This window comes from Streptomyces sp. ISL-36, from assembly GCF_018614205.1.
Classification (GTDB): Bacteria; Actinomycetota; Actinomycetes; order Streptomycetales; family Streptomycetaceae; genus Streptomyces.
Genome location: NZ_JAGGOS010000047.1, coordinates 1 through 16,506 on the forward strand (window position 1 = coordinate 1; position 16,506 = coordinate 16,506).

The following is a 16,506-nucleotide window of genomic DNA, read 5'->3' on the forward strand; positions in this document are numbered from 1 at the left end:
ACCGGGCCCTGTGGGGTCAGGAGAGCGCCTGCGCGGCTGCGGCTCGCGTGGCGGGCGCCCAGGGGGCCGCCGTGGTGCGCTGCTCGGTGCGCGGCGACATCGCGGACGTGACCGTGACGGCGGGCCTGGGGCCGTACAGGCCGGCCGTCAGGGCGCGGGCGGGGCCTCCGGCCCCTCAGGGGTCCGAGGGGCCGCTGGTGCCTCCAGGGGGCCTGTCGGGGCTTCCCGCAGCAGCTCCGTGAGGAGGCGTACGGCACCGCGCTTGTGGAGCGGGTCGTTGCCGTTGCCGCACTTGGGGGACTGGATGCAGGAGGGGCAGCCCGCCTCGCACTCGCAGGAGGCGATGGCCTCCCGGGTGGCCGTCAGCCACGCGCGGGCCGTGTGGAAGGCGCGCTCGGCGAAGCCCGCGCCACCCGGATGGCCGTCGTAGACGAACACCGTCGGCAGCAGCGTGTCGGGGTGGAGCGGGACGGAGACCCCGCCGATGTCCCAGCGGTCACAGGTGGCGAAGAGCGGCAGCATGCCGATCGAGGCGTGTTCGGCGGCGTGCAGGGCGCCCCCGAGGATCTCCGGGTTGATCCGGGCGGCGTCCAGCTGGTCCTCGGTGACCGTCCACCACACGGCCCGGGTGCGCAGGGTGCGGGGCGGAAGGTCGAGCTTGGTCTCGCCGAGCACCTCACCGGTGATCAGACGACGGCGCAGGAAGGAGACGACCTGGTTGGTGACCTCGACGGAGCCGTAGCAGAGCCGGCCGGCGCCCCAGGGGATCTCGGTGTCGGTCTCCAGAACGGAGATGGAGGTGGTGTCGCGGGCGGTGGTGGAGTACGGCGGACTGGCCTCCTCGACCAGGGCGACCGACTCCTTCAGGTCCAGGTTCCTGACCAGATAGGTCCGGCCCTGGTGGAGGTGGACGGCCCCATCGTGGACGGCGGTGTGGGAGGCGGCCTCGTCCACCGTGCCGAGGAGGCGGCCGGTGGCGGCCTCGACGATCTGGACCGGGCTGCCGCCCCCGCCCCGGATGTCGGTCAGGTCGGCGGCCCGCTCACGCCGGGTCCAGTACCAGCCGGTGGAGCGCCGGCGCAGAAGCCCGGCGGCCTCCAGCTGAGGCAGCAGCTCGGGGACGGCAGGGCCGAAGAGCGCCAGGTCGGAATCGGTCAGCGGGAGCTCGGCGGCCGCGGCGCACAGATGGGGGGCGAGGACGTAGGGGTTGTCGGGGTCCAGGACCGTCGACTCGACCGGCTGCTGGAAGAGAGCCTCGGGGTGGTGCACCAGGAAGGTGTCCAGGGGGTCGTCGCGGGCGACGAGGATCGCCAGGGCGCCCTCGCCGGAGCGACCCGCCCGGCCCGCCTGCTGCCACAGGGAGGCCCGGGTGCCCGGGTAGCCGGCGATCACGACGGCGTCCAGGCCCGACACGTCCACGCCCAGCTCCAGGGCCGTCGTGGCGGCCAGGCCGAGCAGCTCGCCCGAGTGCAGGGCACGCTCCAGGGCCCGGCGCTCCTCGGGCAGGTAGCCGCCGCGGTAGGCGGCGACCCGGCGGGCCAGGGAGCGGTCGACCTCGGCGAGGCGTTCCTGCGCGATGACCGCGATCAGCTCGGCGCCGCGCCGGGAGCGGACGAAGGCGACCGAGCGGACGCCCTGGACGGTCAGGTCCGTGAGCAGGTCGGCGGTCTCCGCGGTGGCCGTCCGGCGCACCGGGGCGCCCTGCTCGCCGTGGAGCTCGGTCAGCGGCGGTTCCCAGAGGGCGAAGACCAGCTCGCCGCGTGGGGAGGCGTCGTCGGAGACCTCCGAGACCGGCAGGCCGGTCAGGCGGCCCGCGGCGAGGGCGGGCTCGGCCGAGGTGGCCGAGGCGAGGAGGAAGACCGGATCCGCGCCGTAGCGGGCGCAGACGCGGCGAAGCCGCCGCAGCACCTGGGCGACATGGGAGCCGAAGACGCCCCGGTAGGTGTGGCACTCGTCGATCACGACGTAGCGCAGGGAGCGCAGGAAGGAGGACCACCTGGGGTGGGAGGGGAGTATGCCCCGGTGCAGCATGTCGGGGTTGGTGAGCACGTAGTTCGCGTACTGGCGCACCCATTCGCGTTCCTCGACCGGCGTGTCGCCGTCGTAGACGGCGGGCCGGATCCGGTTCCCGAGCGGCGCGGCCAGCTCGCGCACCGCGCGGCGCTGGTCGGCGGCCAGGGCCTTGGTGGGGGCCAGATACAGGGCGGTGGTGCCCCGGCCGTTCGCGGCCTCCGAGCCGTCCAGGAGCGTGGACAGGACCGGGGCGAGGTAGGCCAGCGACTTGCCCGAGGCGGTACCGGTGGCGATCACCACGGATTCCCCGTCCAGGGCGCGCTCGGCGGCCTCCGCCTGGTGGGCCCACGGGTGCTCGATGCCGGCCGACTGGATCGCGCCGATCACTTCCGGCCGGATGCGATGCGGCCAGACGGCATGCCGACCCGCCCGGGCGGGCAAGTGCTCCGTATGAGTGATGCGCGCGGCCCGGCTCTCGCCCGACGAGAGCCGGTCGAGAACCATGGCGGGGGAGGGGCGGTTGCCCGTCTCCCCGGCAGGTCGACTGGGGCGGTGATTCTTGGCCATCGGCACCGAGTGTGTCACTGGCGTGACGGACAATGCTCCCAAGGCGTCGTGCATGGCTGCTGGTAAGTGATTGAATGCCATCGCGGCTGGCGTTCCGTCCCCCGACTCCGCCGGGGAGACCCGAGGGGCGACCGCTCGATAGCAAGGTGCTGGAGGATCCGTGGACCTGTCCCTGTCGACTCGCAATGTGTCCGGCCCGAGTGGCGACCGTACGGTCGTCGAGGTCGGTGGCGAGATTGATGTGTATACCGCGCCCAAGCTGCGCGAGCAGTTGGTCGAGTTGGTGAACGACGGCAGCTACCACCTGGTTGTCGACATGGAGGGCGTGGACTTCCTCGACTCGACCGGCCTCGGTGTGCTGGTGGGTGGCCTGAAGCGCGTGCGCGCGCACGAGGGCTCGTTGCGCCTGGTCTGCAACCAGGAGCGCATTCTCAAGATTTTCCGTATCACCGGTCTGACCAAGGTGTTCCCCATCCACACCTCGGTCGACGAGGCCGTCAACGCCACCGACTGACGACCGGCCGCGCGGGAAGCCGCCGGTGTCGGAAGAAGGGGCCAGGAGGGCCGGGCCGTGACGCCCGGTTCTCCGAGCTGCCCGCCCATACGTTCCTAGGGGGACCGCATGGCCACCGTTGAACTCCGCTTCAGCGCCCAGCCCGAGCACGTCCGCACGGCCCGCCTGGTGGCGGCCGCGGTGGCGCGCCGGGCCGGGGTCGACGAGGCGGTCCTCGACGAGGTCAGACTCGCCGTCGGCGAGGCGTGCTCCCGCGCGGTCGGGCTGCATCGCAGCAACGGGGTCACCACCCCCGTCCGGGTCGTGCTGACCGAGGAGGAGAAGTCCTTCTCCATCGAGGTCGGCGACGAGGTGCCGGGCGCGGGGGTGGCGGCGGCCGATGCCGTCGGTGTCCCCGGAGCCCGCGGCGAGGCGCCGGCCGAGGAGTTCGACGACGCGGACGGCGAGGACGAGATGGGCCTCGCGGTGATCCGCGGGCTCGTCGACGACGTCGAGGTGAGAGCCGGCGAGGAGGGCGGAGTCATCCGCATGAGCTGGCCGACGACCACGGCGGCCATCCTCCCCTGACGCGAAGAGAACCGAGAGAGGCCCTGCCGAGCAGGGCCTCTTTTCATTTCTCTAGATCATGGATCATCCGTCAATGCTTTTGCCCCATTACTGCTTCCGCACCGCTTCCGGTACTTCTTCCGGTGGGAAAAGTGAGACAATGGGGAATTCCATTTGCGGCGCCCTGTTTTGATCAGGTTCCGCTCCCTACAATCCGTCCACATCTTGAGCTCGCAACGTCAAGGAGGACGAATGGCGGGGCTCTTCAACCCAGAACTGACCGGACACCCCACTTCTCTCGCCGCGGCGGTACTCACCGACGAGAACCGAACCATCGTGATCGTCATCGCGGCCGTCGCGCTCGCGGCCCTGTTCGTCGCCCAGCTGCTGGTGCGTCAGGTGCTCGCGGCCGGTGAGGGCACCGATGCGATGAAGAAGATCGCCGCCGCCGTGCAGGAGGGCGCGAACGCCTATCTCGCACGCCAGTTGCGGACCCTCGGGATCTTCGCCGTCGTCGTGTTCGTCCTGCTGATGCTGTTGCCGGCCGACAACTGGTCGCAGCGCGCGGGGCGTTCTCTGTTCTTCCTGGTGGGTGCGCTTTTCTCGGCGGCCACCGGATACATCGGCATGCGGCTCGCCGTTCGGGCGAATGTGCGGGTGGCCGCCGCCGCGCGTGAGGCGACACCGGGGCCGGGGGAACCGGAAAAGGATCTGACCTCCGTCTCGCACAAGGCCATGAAGATCGCTTTCCGTACGGGCGGGGTCGTCGGCATGATCACCGTGGGCCTCGGCCTGCTCGGTGCCTCGTGCGTCGTCCTCGTCTACGCCGCCGACGCGCCCAAGGTCCTCGAGGGCTTCGGTCTGGGTGCCGCGCTGATCGCGATGTTCATGCGAGTCGGCGGCGGCATCTTCACCAAGGCCGCCGACGTCGGCGCCGACCTCGTCGGCAAGGTGGAGCAGGGCATCCCCGAGGACGACCCGCGCAACGCGGCCACCATCGCCGACAACGTGGGCGACAACGTCGGCGACTGCGCGGGCATGGCCGCCGACCTCTTCGAGTCGTACGCCGTCACGCTCGTCGCCGCGCTCATCCTCGGCAAGGCCGCCTTCGGCGACCTGGGCCTCGCCTTTCCCCTGATCGTTCCGGCGATCGGCGTGGTCACCGCGATGATCGGTATCTTCGCGGTCGCCCCGCGGCGCGCCGACCGCAGCGGAATGACCGCCATCAACCGCGGCTTCTTCATCTCCGCGGTGATCTCGCTCGCCCTGGTCGCCGTCGCCGTCTTCACCTACCTGCCGTCCTCCTACGCCGACCTCAAGGGCGTCACCGAGCCCGGCGTCCAGGCGCACGCAGGCGACCCGCGCATCCTCGCCCTGGTGGCCGTCGCCATCGGCATCGTCCTGGCCGCGCTGATCCAGCAGCTCACCGGCTACTTCACCGAGACCAGCCGGCGCCCGGTCAGGGACATCGGCAAGTCCTCGCTCACCGGTCCGGCCACCGTCGTCCTCGCGGGCATCTCCATCGGCCTGGAGTCCGCCGTCTACACCGCCCTGCTGATCGGCCTCGCCGTCTACGGGGCGTTCCTGCTCGGCGGCGCCTCCATCATGCTGGCGCTCTTCGCGGTCGCCCTGGCCGGCACCGGGCTGCTCACCACCGTCGGTGTGATCGTCGCCATGGACACCTTCGGACCGGTCTCCGACAACGCCCAGGGCATCGCCGAGATGTCCGGCGACGTCCAGGGTGCGGGCGCCCAGGTCCTCACCGACCTCGACGCCGTCGGCAACACCACCAAGGCCATCACCAAGGGCATCGCCATCGCCACCGCCGTCCTCGCGGCTGCGGCGCTCTTCGGCTCGTACCGCGACGCGATCGCCACGGCGGTCGCCGACGTGGGGGCGAGGGCCACCGAGACGAACCTCGCGATGGACATCTCCCAGCCCAACAACCTCTTCGGGCTGATCCTGGGCGCGTCGGTCGTCTTCCTCTTCTCGGGGCTGGCCATCAACGCGGTGTCGCGCTCGGCGGGAGCGGTGGTCTACGAGGTGCGGCGGCAGTTCCGCGAGCACCCCGGGATCATGGACTACACCGAGAAACCCGAGTACGGGCGCGTCGTCGACATCTGCACCAAGGACGCGCTGCGCGAACTCGCCACGCCCGGGCTGCTCGCCGTGATGGCGCCGATCGCGGTCGGCTTCTCGCTCGGCGTGGGTGCGCTCGGCGCGTACCTCGCGGGAGCCATCGGTACGGGCGCGTTGATGGCGGTCTTCCTCGCCAACTCCGGAGGGGCGTGGGACAACGCCAAGAAACTCGTCGAGGACGGCCACCACGGCGGCAAGGGCAGCGACGCCCATGCCGCGACCGTCATCGGCGACACCGTCGGCGACCCGTTCAAGGACACCGCCGGACCGGCCATCAACCCGCTGCTGAAGGTGATGAACCTGGTCGCCCTGCTGATCGCGCCCGCCGTGGTGCAGTTCAGCTTCGGCGACGACGCGAGCCCCGGGCTACGGGCGTCGATCGCCGTCCTCGCGATCGTGGTCGTCGTCGGCGCGGTCTATGCCTCCAAGCGCCGTTCGGTGGCCGTGGGCGACGGGGACGGCTCTCAGGGCGGTTCCGCGGGCGGTTCTCAGGGCGGTTCCCAGGGTGACGCCCAGGGCGGTGCCGCGAAACGCTCGGCGGCCGCCTCCCCGGACGCGCCGGCGATCTCGTAACGCACGATCAGAGAGCGGGCGGACGGCATGAACTGACATGCCGTTCGCCCGTCGTCCGTCCCGCTCCCCAAGAAGCGTGAGGCGTGTCTCCCTGGTGCGAATGGCTGCAATAAGGGAGGAACCGGTCGCACGAAAGGTGGATGTCGCCCGCTCGGCGTGTATGTTCCGGGGCCGAGAGCCTTGGAAGGGACCGATCCGGTGAACAAGAAGCTTGCGGCCGCACTGTCCGGCGGCGCGGTACTCGTGCTCGCGCTGTCCGGGTGCAGCGACGACGGCGACAAGGTAAACGACTGGGCCAAGACGGTCTGCGACCAGGCGAAGCCGCAGATCCAGAAGCGGGCCAACGCCCAGCAGCTCATCATCTCCACGGCGGCGGACGGGAAACCGGCCGACATCCAGGCCGCGGACTCGAAGGCGTTCCAGGACATCGCCGACGCGGACCGGGCGCTCGCCGAGGCCATCCAGGGCGCCGGAGCGCCGCCCGTCGACAACGGCGAGAAGCTCCAGCAGGACGCGGTCAAAGAGCTCAACGCGACCGCCGTGGCGTACGAGGGGCTGAAGAAGCAGGTCGACGCGCTCGACCCGGGCAACCAGCAGAAGTTCGCGGACGGTCTGCAGGGCGTCGCCGACGGTCTGAAGAAGATCGAGAAGATGGATCAGGACGCGCTGGCCAAGCTGCAGTCGGGCGAGGTGGGCCAGGCGATGGCGAAGCAGCCCGGGTGCCAGAAGGCGACGCCTTCGGTCGCACCGAGCGGCTCGGCCTCGCCGAAGGCCGGCTCGACGGCATCGACCCAGTCGTCGGACAAGTCGTCGGACAAGCCGTCGCCCCAGCCGTCGACCCAGCCGTCGTCCCGGTCCTCGAACAAGCCCTCCGCCTCAGCGAGCAAGAAGGCCGAGTAGAAGGTCCGGTAGGCACGTCGAGCGGGGAAGCCGAGCGGAACCGACGAGCAGGGCTTCGCGGAGGCGGGCGGGGCGGGCGGGGCAATGTCGGTGGCGGCGGTCACAATGGAGTGGTGAGTACGACCAGTCCGACCCCCAGCCTTCCGGCGCCCGCGCACGCCGCCCGCCTCCGCGAGGCCCTGCTCGCCGCCGACTTCACCGCCGACGGCCTGCTCGACCTGCTCGGTGCCCCCGCCTACGCCGCCCTCGCGCGCAGCGAGACCGTGCCCGCCCTGCGGGCCACCCGGGGGGACTCCCCGCTGGAGACCCTGGTGCGGCTCTTCCTGCTCCAAGAGGCCGTGGAGTACGGGCGGGTCGCCGCCGCCCTGCCGCTGGAGGAGGCCCTTGCCGACGGCTGGGTGGTCCGCGAGGACGACACGGTCCGGGCCACGGTGGACATCCGGCCGTACGGCGGGCCGGACGGCGAGGACTGGTTCATCGCCTCCGACCTCGGCTGCGCGGTCGGAGGCGCCAGCGGCATCGGCCGCAAGGACGAAGGCGTCGTCCTGGGAGTCGGCGGGGCGTCCACGACGCTCGCCGGCATCACGGTCCGTACGCCCGTCTCCTCCGCGCTCGACCTCGGCACCGGCTCCGGGATCCAGGCCCTGCACGCCGCCCAGCACGCCACCCTGGTGACCGCGACGGACCTCAACCCGCGCGCACTGGACTTCACCCGGCTCACGCTCGCCCTCTCGGGGGCCGGCGAGGCCGAGCTGCTCCAGGGCTCCCTCTTCGAACCGGTCGACGGCGACACGTACGACCTGATCGTCTCCAACCCGCCGTTCGTCATCTCCCCCGGCGCCCGGCTCACGTACCGCGACGGCGGGATGGGCGGCGACGACCTGTGCCGCACGCTCGTGCAGGAGGCCGGGGAGCGGCTCAACGACGGCGGGTACGCCCAGTTCCTGGCCAACTGGCAGCACGTCGAGGGCGAGGAGTGGCAGGACCGGCTCCGCTCCTGGGTACCGCGCGGCTGCGACGCCTGGATCGTGCAGCGCGAGGTCCAGGACATCACGCAGTACGCCGAGTTGTGGCTGCGGGACAGCGGCGACCACCGCGAGGACCCGCAGCGGTACGCAGAGCGGTACGCGGCGTGGCTCGACGAGTTCGAGGCCCGCAAGACCAGGGCGGTCGGCTTCGGCTGGATCACGCTGCGCAGGAACCCGGCCGTCGTCGCCGGCGCGGTCGAGCCGTCGATCGTGATCGAGGAGTGGCCGCACCCGGTCGAGCAGCCGCTGGGCGACACCGTACGGGCCCACTTCGAGCGCCAGGACTACCTGCGGGCGCACGACGACGCGGCCCTGCTCACCGAGCACTTCACCCTCGCCCCCGAGGTGATGCAGGAGCAGGTCGGCCTGCCGGGCGCGGAGGACCCCGAGCATGTGGTGCTGCGGCAGAACCGGGGCATGCGGCGCGCCACCAAGGTGGACCACGTCGGGGCCGGCTTCGCGGGCGTGTGCGACGGGTCGCTCAGCGCGGGGCGGATCCTCGACGCGATCGGGCAGTTGATGGGCGAGGACCCGGTGCTGCTGCGGGACCGTACCCCGCAGGCGATCCGGCTCCTCGTCGAGGAGGGCTTCCTGCTCCCGGCCGGAGAGGCCCGCGAGGGCTGAGACGGAGCGAGCGGCAGGAGGCCCAGCCCGGACCGGTCGGGGCCTCGACCGGCCGGGTTGACGTGCTGAGGCGACGACATGCTGAGGCGACGAGGGACGCATCCCGCCCCGATCGCGTCCCCATCGCGCTCGCTCGTTTCATCGCTCGTTTCATCGCTCGCTTCTTAGCTCGCTTCATAGCTCGTGCCCTCGTTCGTGCCTGCGAGGTCACGGAGTGTTCCGTTTCGCTGCTTCCGCCCGGCCGCTCCTGGCCGGCGGAGCCCTCTCCCGCCGGGCCCTGCTCGCCCTGGGCGATCCCGCCCCTGCGCATCGGAAAACCGCTGGTCGGGCCATTGCCGCAGGTCTTCCTCCTCGCACCGCCCGGGCCGGAACCCGCTGCCGCCGACCACCGGTTCCGTAGGGCGGCGGCGCCACGCCGAGGGCTTCCGCCTCCGGCGTGGACACGGCACCCCGGCGAGGCGGCAGGCGTCGGGCCGCCCTCCATGCGATGTGACGAATGCGACTGATGTGACGAGGTCGGGGTCAGTACCGGCCATCTTCGTGAACCCGTGGGGGAGTGTCCGCGCCGTTCACCGGGAATTCGCGCTCAGGACGCCGGGAGGTGTCAGCCTCGGTCCTGGGGCCGACCGTCGGCCGACCGGGGCCGGCCCCGGCGACCCGCCGACGCGCCGCGACGACACCGCGGCGGCGCGGCGACGACGCCGCGGCGGCACGCGAAGGAACGGGGTACGGACATGGAGAGCGGGCCTGCGATCTTCGCCGGGACGGCGTTCGCGCTGTTCGGGGCCGCGCTGCTGCTGTGGACCGGGGTGCGGGTCTCGCAGCGCGAGCCCGTCGCGTACGGAGTCGCGGCGTCGGCGGCGGTCGCGCTGACGACGATCTTCGGCGCCGTCTTCCTTCTTCTCGGAGTCTGGTGCTTCGGACGGCTCTGACGAGGGCCCTGCGCATCCCCTCGCCCCGCCGGACCGGGAGTCCGGGCGGCAGGAAGGCCAGGACTCGGGTTACCGTTCGAGTGGCCGTTGCGGGCTTTTGCCGTTTGACACGGGGGCGGGTTGTACCGTCACACTCCGCAGCGACGACAGCGACACCGCACGTGCCGCTGCCATACGTGCCAGCACCGTACGTGCCACCGAGCGTCGACCGGAGAGAAGAGCGAAGTTGTCCCCGACCAGCGAGACCGCACAGGGCGGCCGCCGACTCGTCATCGTCGAGTCGCCTGCCAAGGCGAAGACGATCAAGGGCTACCTCGGCCCCGGCTATGTCGTCGAGGCGAGCGTCGGGCACATCCGCGACCTCCCCAGCGGCGCCGCCGAAGTGCCCGAGAAGTACACCGGCGAGGTGCGCCGTCTCGGTGTCGACGTCGAGCACGACTTCCAGCCCATCTATGTCGTCAATGCCGACAAGAAGGCGCAGGTCAGGAAGCTCAAGGAGCAGCTGGCCGGGGTCGACGAGCTCTTCCTCGCCACCGATGAGGACCGCGAGGGCGAGGCCATCGCGTGGCACCTCCTGGAGGTTCTGAAGCCCAAGGTCCCGGTCCACCGGATGGTCTTCCACGAGATCACCAAGGACGCGATCCAGGCCGCCGTCGCCAACCCGCGCGAGCTGAACAAGCGGATGGTCGACGCGCAGGAGACCCGCCGCATCCTCGACCGTCTGTACGGCTACGAGGTCTCGCCGGTCCTGTGGAAGAAGGTCATGCGCGGCCTCTCCGCAGGCCGTGTCCAGTCCGTCGCCACCCGGCTCGTCGTCGAGCGCGAGCGCGAGCGCATCGCCTTCCGCTCCGCCGAGTACTGGGACCTGACCGGCACCTTCTCCACCGGCCGCGCCGGTGACCCGAGCGACCCGTCGTCGCTGGTCGCCCGGCTCGCGACGGTCGACGGCAGCCGGGTCGCCCAGGGCCGTGACTTCGGGTCGGACGGGCAGCTGAAGACCCAGAACGTGCTCCACCTGGACGAGGAGAAGGCCCGGGCGCTCGCCGCCTCGCTCGCCGACACCTCGTTCAGCGTCCGGTCCGTCGAGTCGAAGCCGTACCGCCGTTCCCCGTACGCCCCCTTCCGGACCACCACCCTCCAGCAGGAGGCGAGCCGGAAGCTGGGCTTCGGCGCGAAGGCGACCATGCAGGTCGCCCAGAAGCTGTACGAGAACGGCTTCATCACGTACATGCGTACGGACTCGACGATCCTGTCCGACACCGCCGTCGCGGCGGCCCGGGCGCAGGTCACGCAGCTGTACGGCGCCGACTACCTGCCGGAGAAGCCGCGCGTCTACGCCGGCAAGGTCAAGAACGCCCAGGAGGCGCACGAGGCGATTCGTCCTTCGGGTGATCGTTTCCGCACCCCTGCCGAGACCGGCCTCACCGGCGACCAGTTCCGGCTCTACGAGCTGATCTGGAAGCGGACCGTCGCCTCCCAGATGAAGGACGCGACCGGTAACTCGGTCACCGTGAAGATCGCCGGCGCGGCGGCGGACGGCCGGGACGTGGAGTTCAGCGCGTCCGGCAAGACGATCACCTTCCACGGCTTCATGAAGGCGTACGTGGAGGGGGCCGACGACCCCAACGCCGAGCTCGACGACCGTGAGCGCCGGCTGCCGCAGGTCGCCGAGGGCGACGCGCTGTCCGCCGAAGAGATCACCGTCGACGGCCACGCGACCAAGCCGCCGGCCCGCTACACCGAGGCCTCGCTGGTCAAGGAGCTGGAAGAGCGCGAGATCGGCCGCCCGTCGACGTACGCGTCGATCATCGGCACGATCCTGGACCGCGGCTACGTCTTCAAGAAGGGGACGGCGCTCGTTCCGTCCTTCCTCTCCTTCGCCGTCGTCAACCTGCTGGAGAAGCACTTCGGCCGGCTCGTCGACTACGACTTCACGGCCAAGATGGAGGACGACCTCGACCGCATCGCGCGGGGCGAGGCGCAGGCCGTGCCGTGGCTGAAGCGCTTCTACTTCGGCAAGCGCGGCGAGGAGGCCGCGTCCGGTGGCGCCGCCGACGCCGGGAACGGTGACGGCGACCACCTCGGCGGTCTCAAGGAGCTGGTGACCGACCTCGGCGCGATCGACGCCCGGGAGATCTCCTCCTTCCCCGTCGGCGACGGCATCATGCTGCGCGTCGGCCGCTACGGCCCGTACGTCGAGCGCGGCGAGAAGGACTCCGAGGGGCATCAGCGCGCCGACGTCCCCGAGGACCTCGCTCCCGACGAGCTGACCGTCGCGTACGCCGAGGAGCTGCTGGCCAAGCCGAGCGGCGACTTCGAGCTGGGCGTGGACCCCGTCAGCGGGAACCAGATCGTGGCCAAGGACGGCCGGTACGGCCCGTACGTCACCGAGATCCTGCCCGAGGACACCCCGAAGACCGGCAAGAACGCGGTGAAGCCGCGGACGGCCTCCCTCTTCAAGTCGATGGCGCTCGACACGGTGACCCTGGAGGACGCGCTCAAGCTGATGTCCCTGCCGCGCGTGGTGGGCACCGACGCGGAGGGCGTCGAGATCACCGCGCAGAACGGCCGCTACGGCCCGTACCTGAAGAAGGGCACGGACTCGCGGTCGCTCACCGACGAGGAGCAGCTCTTCACGATCACGCTGGAGGAGGCGCTCGCGATCTACGCGCAGCCCAAGCAGCGTGGGCGGGCGGCCGCCAAGCCGCCGCTGAAGGAGCTGGGCGTCGACCCGGTCAGCGAGAGCCCGGTGGTCGTGAAGGACGGCCGCTTCGGCCCGTACGTGACCGACGGCGAGACGAACGCGACCCTGCGCACCGGGGACAGCGTGGAGACCATCACGCCGGAGCGCGGCTTCGAGCTGCTGGCCGAGAAGCGGGCGAAGGCGCCGGCGAAGAAGACGGCCAAGAAGGCGCCCGCGAAGAAGACGGCGGCGAAGAAGACGACCGCCAAGAAGGCGGCGCCGGCGAAGAAGACGGCGGCCAAGAAGACGGCTGCGAAGAAGACGACGACGGCCACGACCGCCACGGCGAAGAAGACCGCCGCGAAGAAGACGGCGACGGCGTCGAAGCCGGAGTAGCCGAGTCGCCGGAGTAGCTGGGTAGTACGAGTCGGAGCACCGGCGGTACTGGTAGCGCGGCCCCTGTCGCCGTGCCGGTACCGGTACCGGTGGCGCGGGCCGCACCACCGGCAGCACCAGTCACGGAGTGGGGGGGCGGAGGCAGTTGTCTCCGCCCCCCCGACGTTTGTTCGGGTGGAGGCCACGGGGAGTGAGGGGGTCCGGATAGGGTGGACGGATGACGCGAGCAGAGCAGCCAGATTCCGATGCCGCCCTTGTCGCAGACTCCCGGGAGCGTGCCGTCCGCGCGCTTCTGCGCCACCAGCCGCTTCGACGGTTGTGGAGCGCGCAGTTCGTCGGGGGGGCCGGCGACGCCCTCGCCCTCCTGGTCCTGGTGCTGCTGGGGTACCAGGTCGCCGTGTCTGAGGGAGCCCTCGGCGGCGGTTACCGGGGAGCGGCGTTCGCCGTCGCCTCCGTGGTCGGCGCGCGACTGCTGGCCTCCGTGCTCTTCGGCGCCGTACTCCTCGGCCCGCTCACCGCGCTGACCGCGCCCGGCGGACCGCTCGACCGGCGCTGGACCATGATCGGAGCCGACGGCCTGCGGATCGCGCTGCTCGTCGTCGCGCCGCTGTGGATCGACTGGACCCCGGACAAGGCCCTGTGGTTCCTGCTCGGCACCGTCTTCGTGACGGGCGCGGCGGAGCGGCTGTGGACCGTCGCCCGCGAGGGCGCGGCCCCCGCGCTGCTGCCCGCGCCACCGCTGGAGGGCGCCACCGTGCGGCCCCTGCCGGACCATCTGGACGCGCTGCGCCGGCTGTCCCTGCGCACGGGATTCCTCGCGGTCCCGGCCGCCGCCGCCGTGCTCCTCGTCGCCACGCTGATCGGCAACCTCCTCGGTACGGGCATCGACTGGTTCTCGCTGCACCAGGCCGCCCTCGGCGCCTACGTCGCCGCCGGCCTGTTCGCCGCGTCCCTCTCCGTCCTGTACGCCGTCGAGCTGCCCGGCGGGCAGACGCCGAGGCCGCGTTCCCCCCTGGAGGGCCTGCGCCGCCCCACGAGGGAGAAGGGCCGCACGGGCGTCGTCCCGCTGCTCGTCCTCGCCTGCGCCACCGTCGCCGGAGCCGTCACCGCCGCCGCGGCGGTCGCCGTCCTGCACGCCCACGACCTCGGTGGCGGCCCCGTCGCCTTCGCGCTGCTGATCCTCGCGCTCAGCGGCGCCACCGGCGTCGGCATCCGCACGGCCGGCTCCGTGCTCACCGCGCTCTCCCGACGCCGGCTCCTCGCCCTCGCGATCACCCTCACCGGCCTCGCGCTGCTCGCGATGGGCCTGGTGCCGGACACGGCGACGGTCCTGTTCCTCGCCGTACTCGCCGGATACGCGGGCGGTGTCGCCGCCAACACCGGGCACACCCTCATCGACCAGGAGACCGAGGAGGCCCGCCGCCCCCGCGTCACCGCGCATCTCCAGGCCGTCGCCCGGGTCGCCATGGCGCTGGGCGCGCTCGGCGCGCCGCTGCTCGCCGCCGCCATCGGTCCGCACCGCCTCGCCTCCGGCAGCTTCGTCTTCGCCCACGGCGGCGCCGCCTTCACCCTGATGCTCGTCGGCGCGCTGCTGCTGCCGGTCGCCGCCCTCGTCCTCGCCAAGACGGACGACCGCGCCGGCGTACCGCTGCGCCGTGATCTGCGGGACGCGCTGCGGGGCGCCGACCCCGTCCAGGCGCCCTCCGCGACCGGCTTCTTCATCGCCCTGGAGGGCGGCGACGGCGCCGGCAAGTCCACCCAGGTCGAGGCGCTCGCGGAGTGGATCCGCGCCAAGGGCCACGAGGTCGTCGTCACTCGCGAGCCGGGCGCGACCCCGGTCGGCAAGCGGCTGCGTTCGATCCTGCTCGACGTGTCGTCGGCCGGGCTCTCGAACCGCGCCGAGGCGCTGCTGTACGCCGCCGACCGCGCCGAGCACGTCGACTCCCTGGTCAAGCCGGCCCTGGAGCGGGGCGCGGTGGTGATCTCGGACCGGTACATCGACTCGTCCGTGGCCTACCAGGGCGCCGGACGCGACCTCTCCCCGACCGAGATCGCCCGGATCAACCGCTGGGCCACGGGCGGGCTCGTCCCGCACCTGACCGTGCTGCTCGACGTCGCGCCGGAGACCGCGAGGGAACGGTTCACCGAGGCCCCGGACCGGCTGGAGTCGGAGCCGCCGGAGTTCCACGCGCGCGTGCGGGCCGGTTTCCTCGCCCTGGCCGCCGGTGACCCGGGCCGCTACCTGGTCGTCGACGCCGGCCAGGAGCCCGAGGCGGTCACCACCGTCGTACGCCACCGGCTCGACCGGATGCTGCCGCTGTCCGAGGCCGAGGTGAAGGCCCAGGAGGAGGCGCGGCGCAAGGCCGAGGAGGAGGCGCGGCGACGCGCCGAGGAAGAGGCCGCGCGCAAGGCCGAGGAGGAGCGGCTGGAGCGCGAGCGCCAGGAGCAGCTCGCCAAGCTCCGTGCCGAGGAGGAGGAGCGCAGGCGCCGCGAGGAGGAAGAGGCGCGGCAGCGCGAGGCCGAACGGCAGGCGGAGGAGGCGCGTCGGCGGGCCGAGGAGGCCCGGCTGGCCGCCGAGGAGGAGCGCAAGCGGCGCGAGGCCGAGGAGAAGGCCCGCCGCGAGGAAGAGGAACGGCGCCGCAAGCAGGCCGAGGAGGAGGCCCGGCTGCGCGCGGAGGCGGAGGAGCGCCGCCGCGAGAAGCAGCGCAAGGCCGAGGAGGCGCTGCTGCGTGCCGAGGAGGCGCGACGGCTGGCCGAGGCCGCGGCGGCGAAGGCGGCGGAGGAGGCTGCGCGGAAGGCCGCGGCGGAGGCTGCGGAGAAGGCCGCTCAGGAGGCTGCCGCCGCGAAGGCCGCAGCTGCGGCCAGGGCGGCCGAAGCCGCGCGGGCCGCGGAGGCCACCAGGGCCGCTGAGGCCGCGGAGGCCGCGAGGGCCGCTGAGGTGGCGAAGGCCGTGGAGGAGTCGGCGAACGAGGTCACCGTCGCGACGCCGATCGTGAAGCCGGAGGACGGGCGGCCCGCGACGGCGAGGCCCGGCGCGGTGAAGTCGGGCGCGGACGGGTCGGGTGTGGACGGGTCGGGCGCGGCGCCCGACGACGTGACGCAGACCGTCCCGATGGTCTCGCCGAACGAGATCACCGTCCCCACGCCGATCGTCAGGCCGCAGGACCTCCGGCCCGAGGAGGAGACGGCGGTTCTGCCGCCGGTGCGGGACGCCGACGAGACCGCGGTGCTGCCGCCCGTACGGGGCGCCGATCCGGTCGACCGGGTGCCTCCGGGCTTCTTCCGCGACGAGGCGCCCGACGGCTCCGGCGACCGGACGCGGGAGCTGCCCCAGCTCGACGAGCAGGGCCGCCCGCGACGCCGCTCCGACTGGGCGGAGGAGACCCCGCTCGACGACCTCCCGACCCTGGCGGACGAACTGCTCGGCCCGCACGACGACGAGGACGACCGCCGCCGCCGTCGCGGCTAGGCCTGCGCGGCGAGGCCTGCTGGGGGCGCGGCGGCCTGGGGAGGACGCTTTGGCCGCCCGCCGGCCCGCCGGTCCGGCTGCCCATCCGCCGGCCTGGCTGCCTCGCCCGGCCGCCCGCCCGC

The 16,506-nt window shown here is 72.3% G+C and carries 9 protein-coding genes; 8 read left to right on the forward strand and 1 reads right to left on the reverse strand.

Going from position 1 to position 16,506, the window contains the following annotated elements; genetic code table 11:
* Positions 1 to 147: 147 nt before the first annotated feature.
* Positions 148 to 2,661, reverse strand: coding sequence for a DEAD/DEAH box helicase (locus J7E93_RS12785; RefSeq protein WP_215068641.1), 2,514 nt, complete (start codon positions 2,659 to 2,661; stop codon positions 148 to 150).
* 79 nt (positions 2,662 to 2,740) lie between these two features.
* On the opposite strand from J7E93_RS12785, the gene J7E93_RS12790 reads away from it, so the two are divergent.
* The 8 genes from J7E93_RS12790 to tmk all read left to right on the forward strand — a co-directional run bounded on the left by J7E93_RS12790 (position 2,741) and on the right by tmk (position 16,384).
* On the forward strand, positions 2,741 to 3,094 hold the full coding sequence (locus J7E93_RS12790) for an STAS domain-containing protein (RefSeq protein ID WP_158988316.1): 354 nt from the start codon (positions 2,741 to 2,743) through the stop codon (positions 3,092 to 3,094).
* A gap of 108 nt (positions 3,095 to 3,202) precedes the next feature.
* The gene (locus J7E93_RS12795; protein ID WP_215068643.1) at positions 3,203 to 3,661 is read left to right on the forward strand and encodes an ATP-binding protein; all 459 of its coding nucleotides are present in this window, start codon (positions 3,203 to 3,205) and stop codon (positions 3,659 to 3,661) included.
* 231 nt (positions 3,662 to 3,892) lie between these two features.
* On the forward strand, positions 3,893 to 6,352 hold the full coding sequence (locus J7E93_RS12800) for a sodium-translocating pyrophosphatase (RefSeq protein ID WP_215068645.1): 2,460 nt from the start codon (positions 3,893 to 3,895) through the stop codon (positions 6,350 to 6,352).
* A 198-nt stretch (positions 6,353 to 6,550) separates the two neighbouring features.
* Positions 6,551 to 7,252, forward strand: a complete 702-nt coding sequence (locus tag J7E93_RS12805) for a small secreted protein (protein ID WP_215068647.1) — start codon at positions 6,551 to 6,553, stop codon at positions 7,250 to 7,252.
* 113 nt (positions 7,253 to 7,365) lie between these two features.
* A complete protein-coding gene (locus J7E93_RS12810; RefSeq protein WP_215068650.1) occupies positions 7,366 to 8,904 on the forward strand; it encodes a class I SAM-dependent methyltransferase in 1,539 nt (512 codons plus the stop codon).
* 734 nt (positions 8,905 to 9,638) lie between these two features.
* A complete protein-coding gene (locus tag J7E93_RS12815; protein WP_215068652.1) occupies positions 9,639 to 9,836 on the forward strand; it encodes a hypothetical protein in 198 nt (65 codons plus the stop codon).
* A gap of 226 nt (positions 9,837 to 10,062) precedes the next feature.
* The gene (gene topA / locus J7E93_RS12820; protein WP_215068654.1) at positions 10,063 to 12,915 is read left to right on the forward strand and encodes a type I DNA topoisomerase; all 2,853 of its coding nucleotides are present in this window, start codon (positions 10,063 to 10,065) and stop codon (positions 12,913 to 12,915) included.
* Between the two features lie 217 nt (positions 12,916 to 13,132).
* Positions 13,133 to 16,384 (forward strand): dTMP kinase, encoded by a 3,252-nt coding sequence (tmk, locus tag J7E93_RS12825; RefSeq protein WP_215068656.1) that lies wholly within the window; start codon positions 13,133 to 13,135, stop codon positions 16,382 to 16,384.
* Positions 16,385 to 16,506 lie beyond the last annotated feature (122 nt).

Bases quoted from the DNA above. Each gene is read 5' to 3' on its own strand.
- J7E93_RS12800 (WP_215068645.1), top strand. From the start codon at position 3,893: ATGGCGGGGCTCTTCAACCCAGAACTGACCGGACACCCCACTTCTCTC.
- tmk (WP_215068656.1), top strand. From the start codon at position 13,133: ATGACGCGAGCAGAGCAGCCAGATTCCGATGCCGCCCTTGTCGCAGAC.
- J7E93_RS12785 (WP_215068641.1), bottom strand. From the start codon at position 2,661: ATGGCATTCAATCACTTACCAGCAGCCATGCACGACGCCTTGGGAGCA.
- J7E93_RS12795 (WP_215068643.1), top strand. From the start codon at position 3,203: ATGGCCACCGTTGAACTCCGCTTCAGCGCCCAGCCCGAGCACGTCCGC.
- J7E93_RS12815 (WP_215068652.1), top strand. From the start codon at position 9,639: ATGGAGAGCGGGCCTGCGATCTTCGCCGGGACGGCGTTCGCGCTGTTC.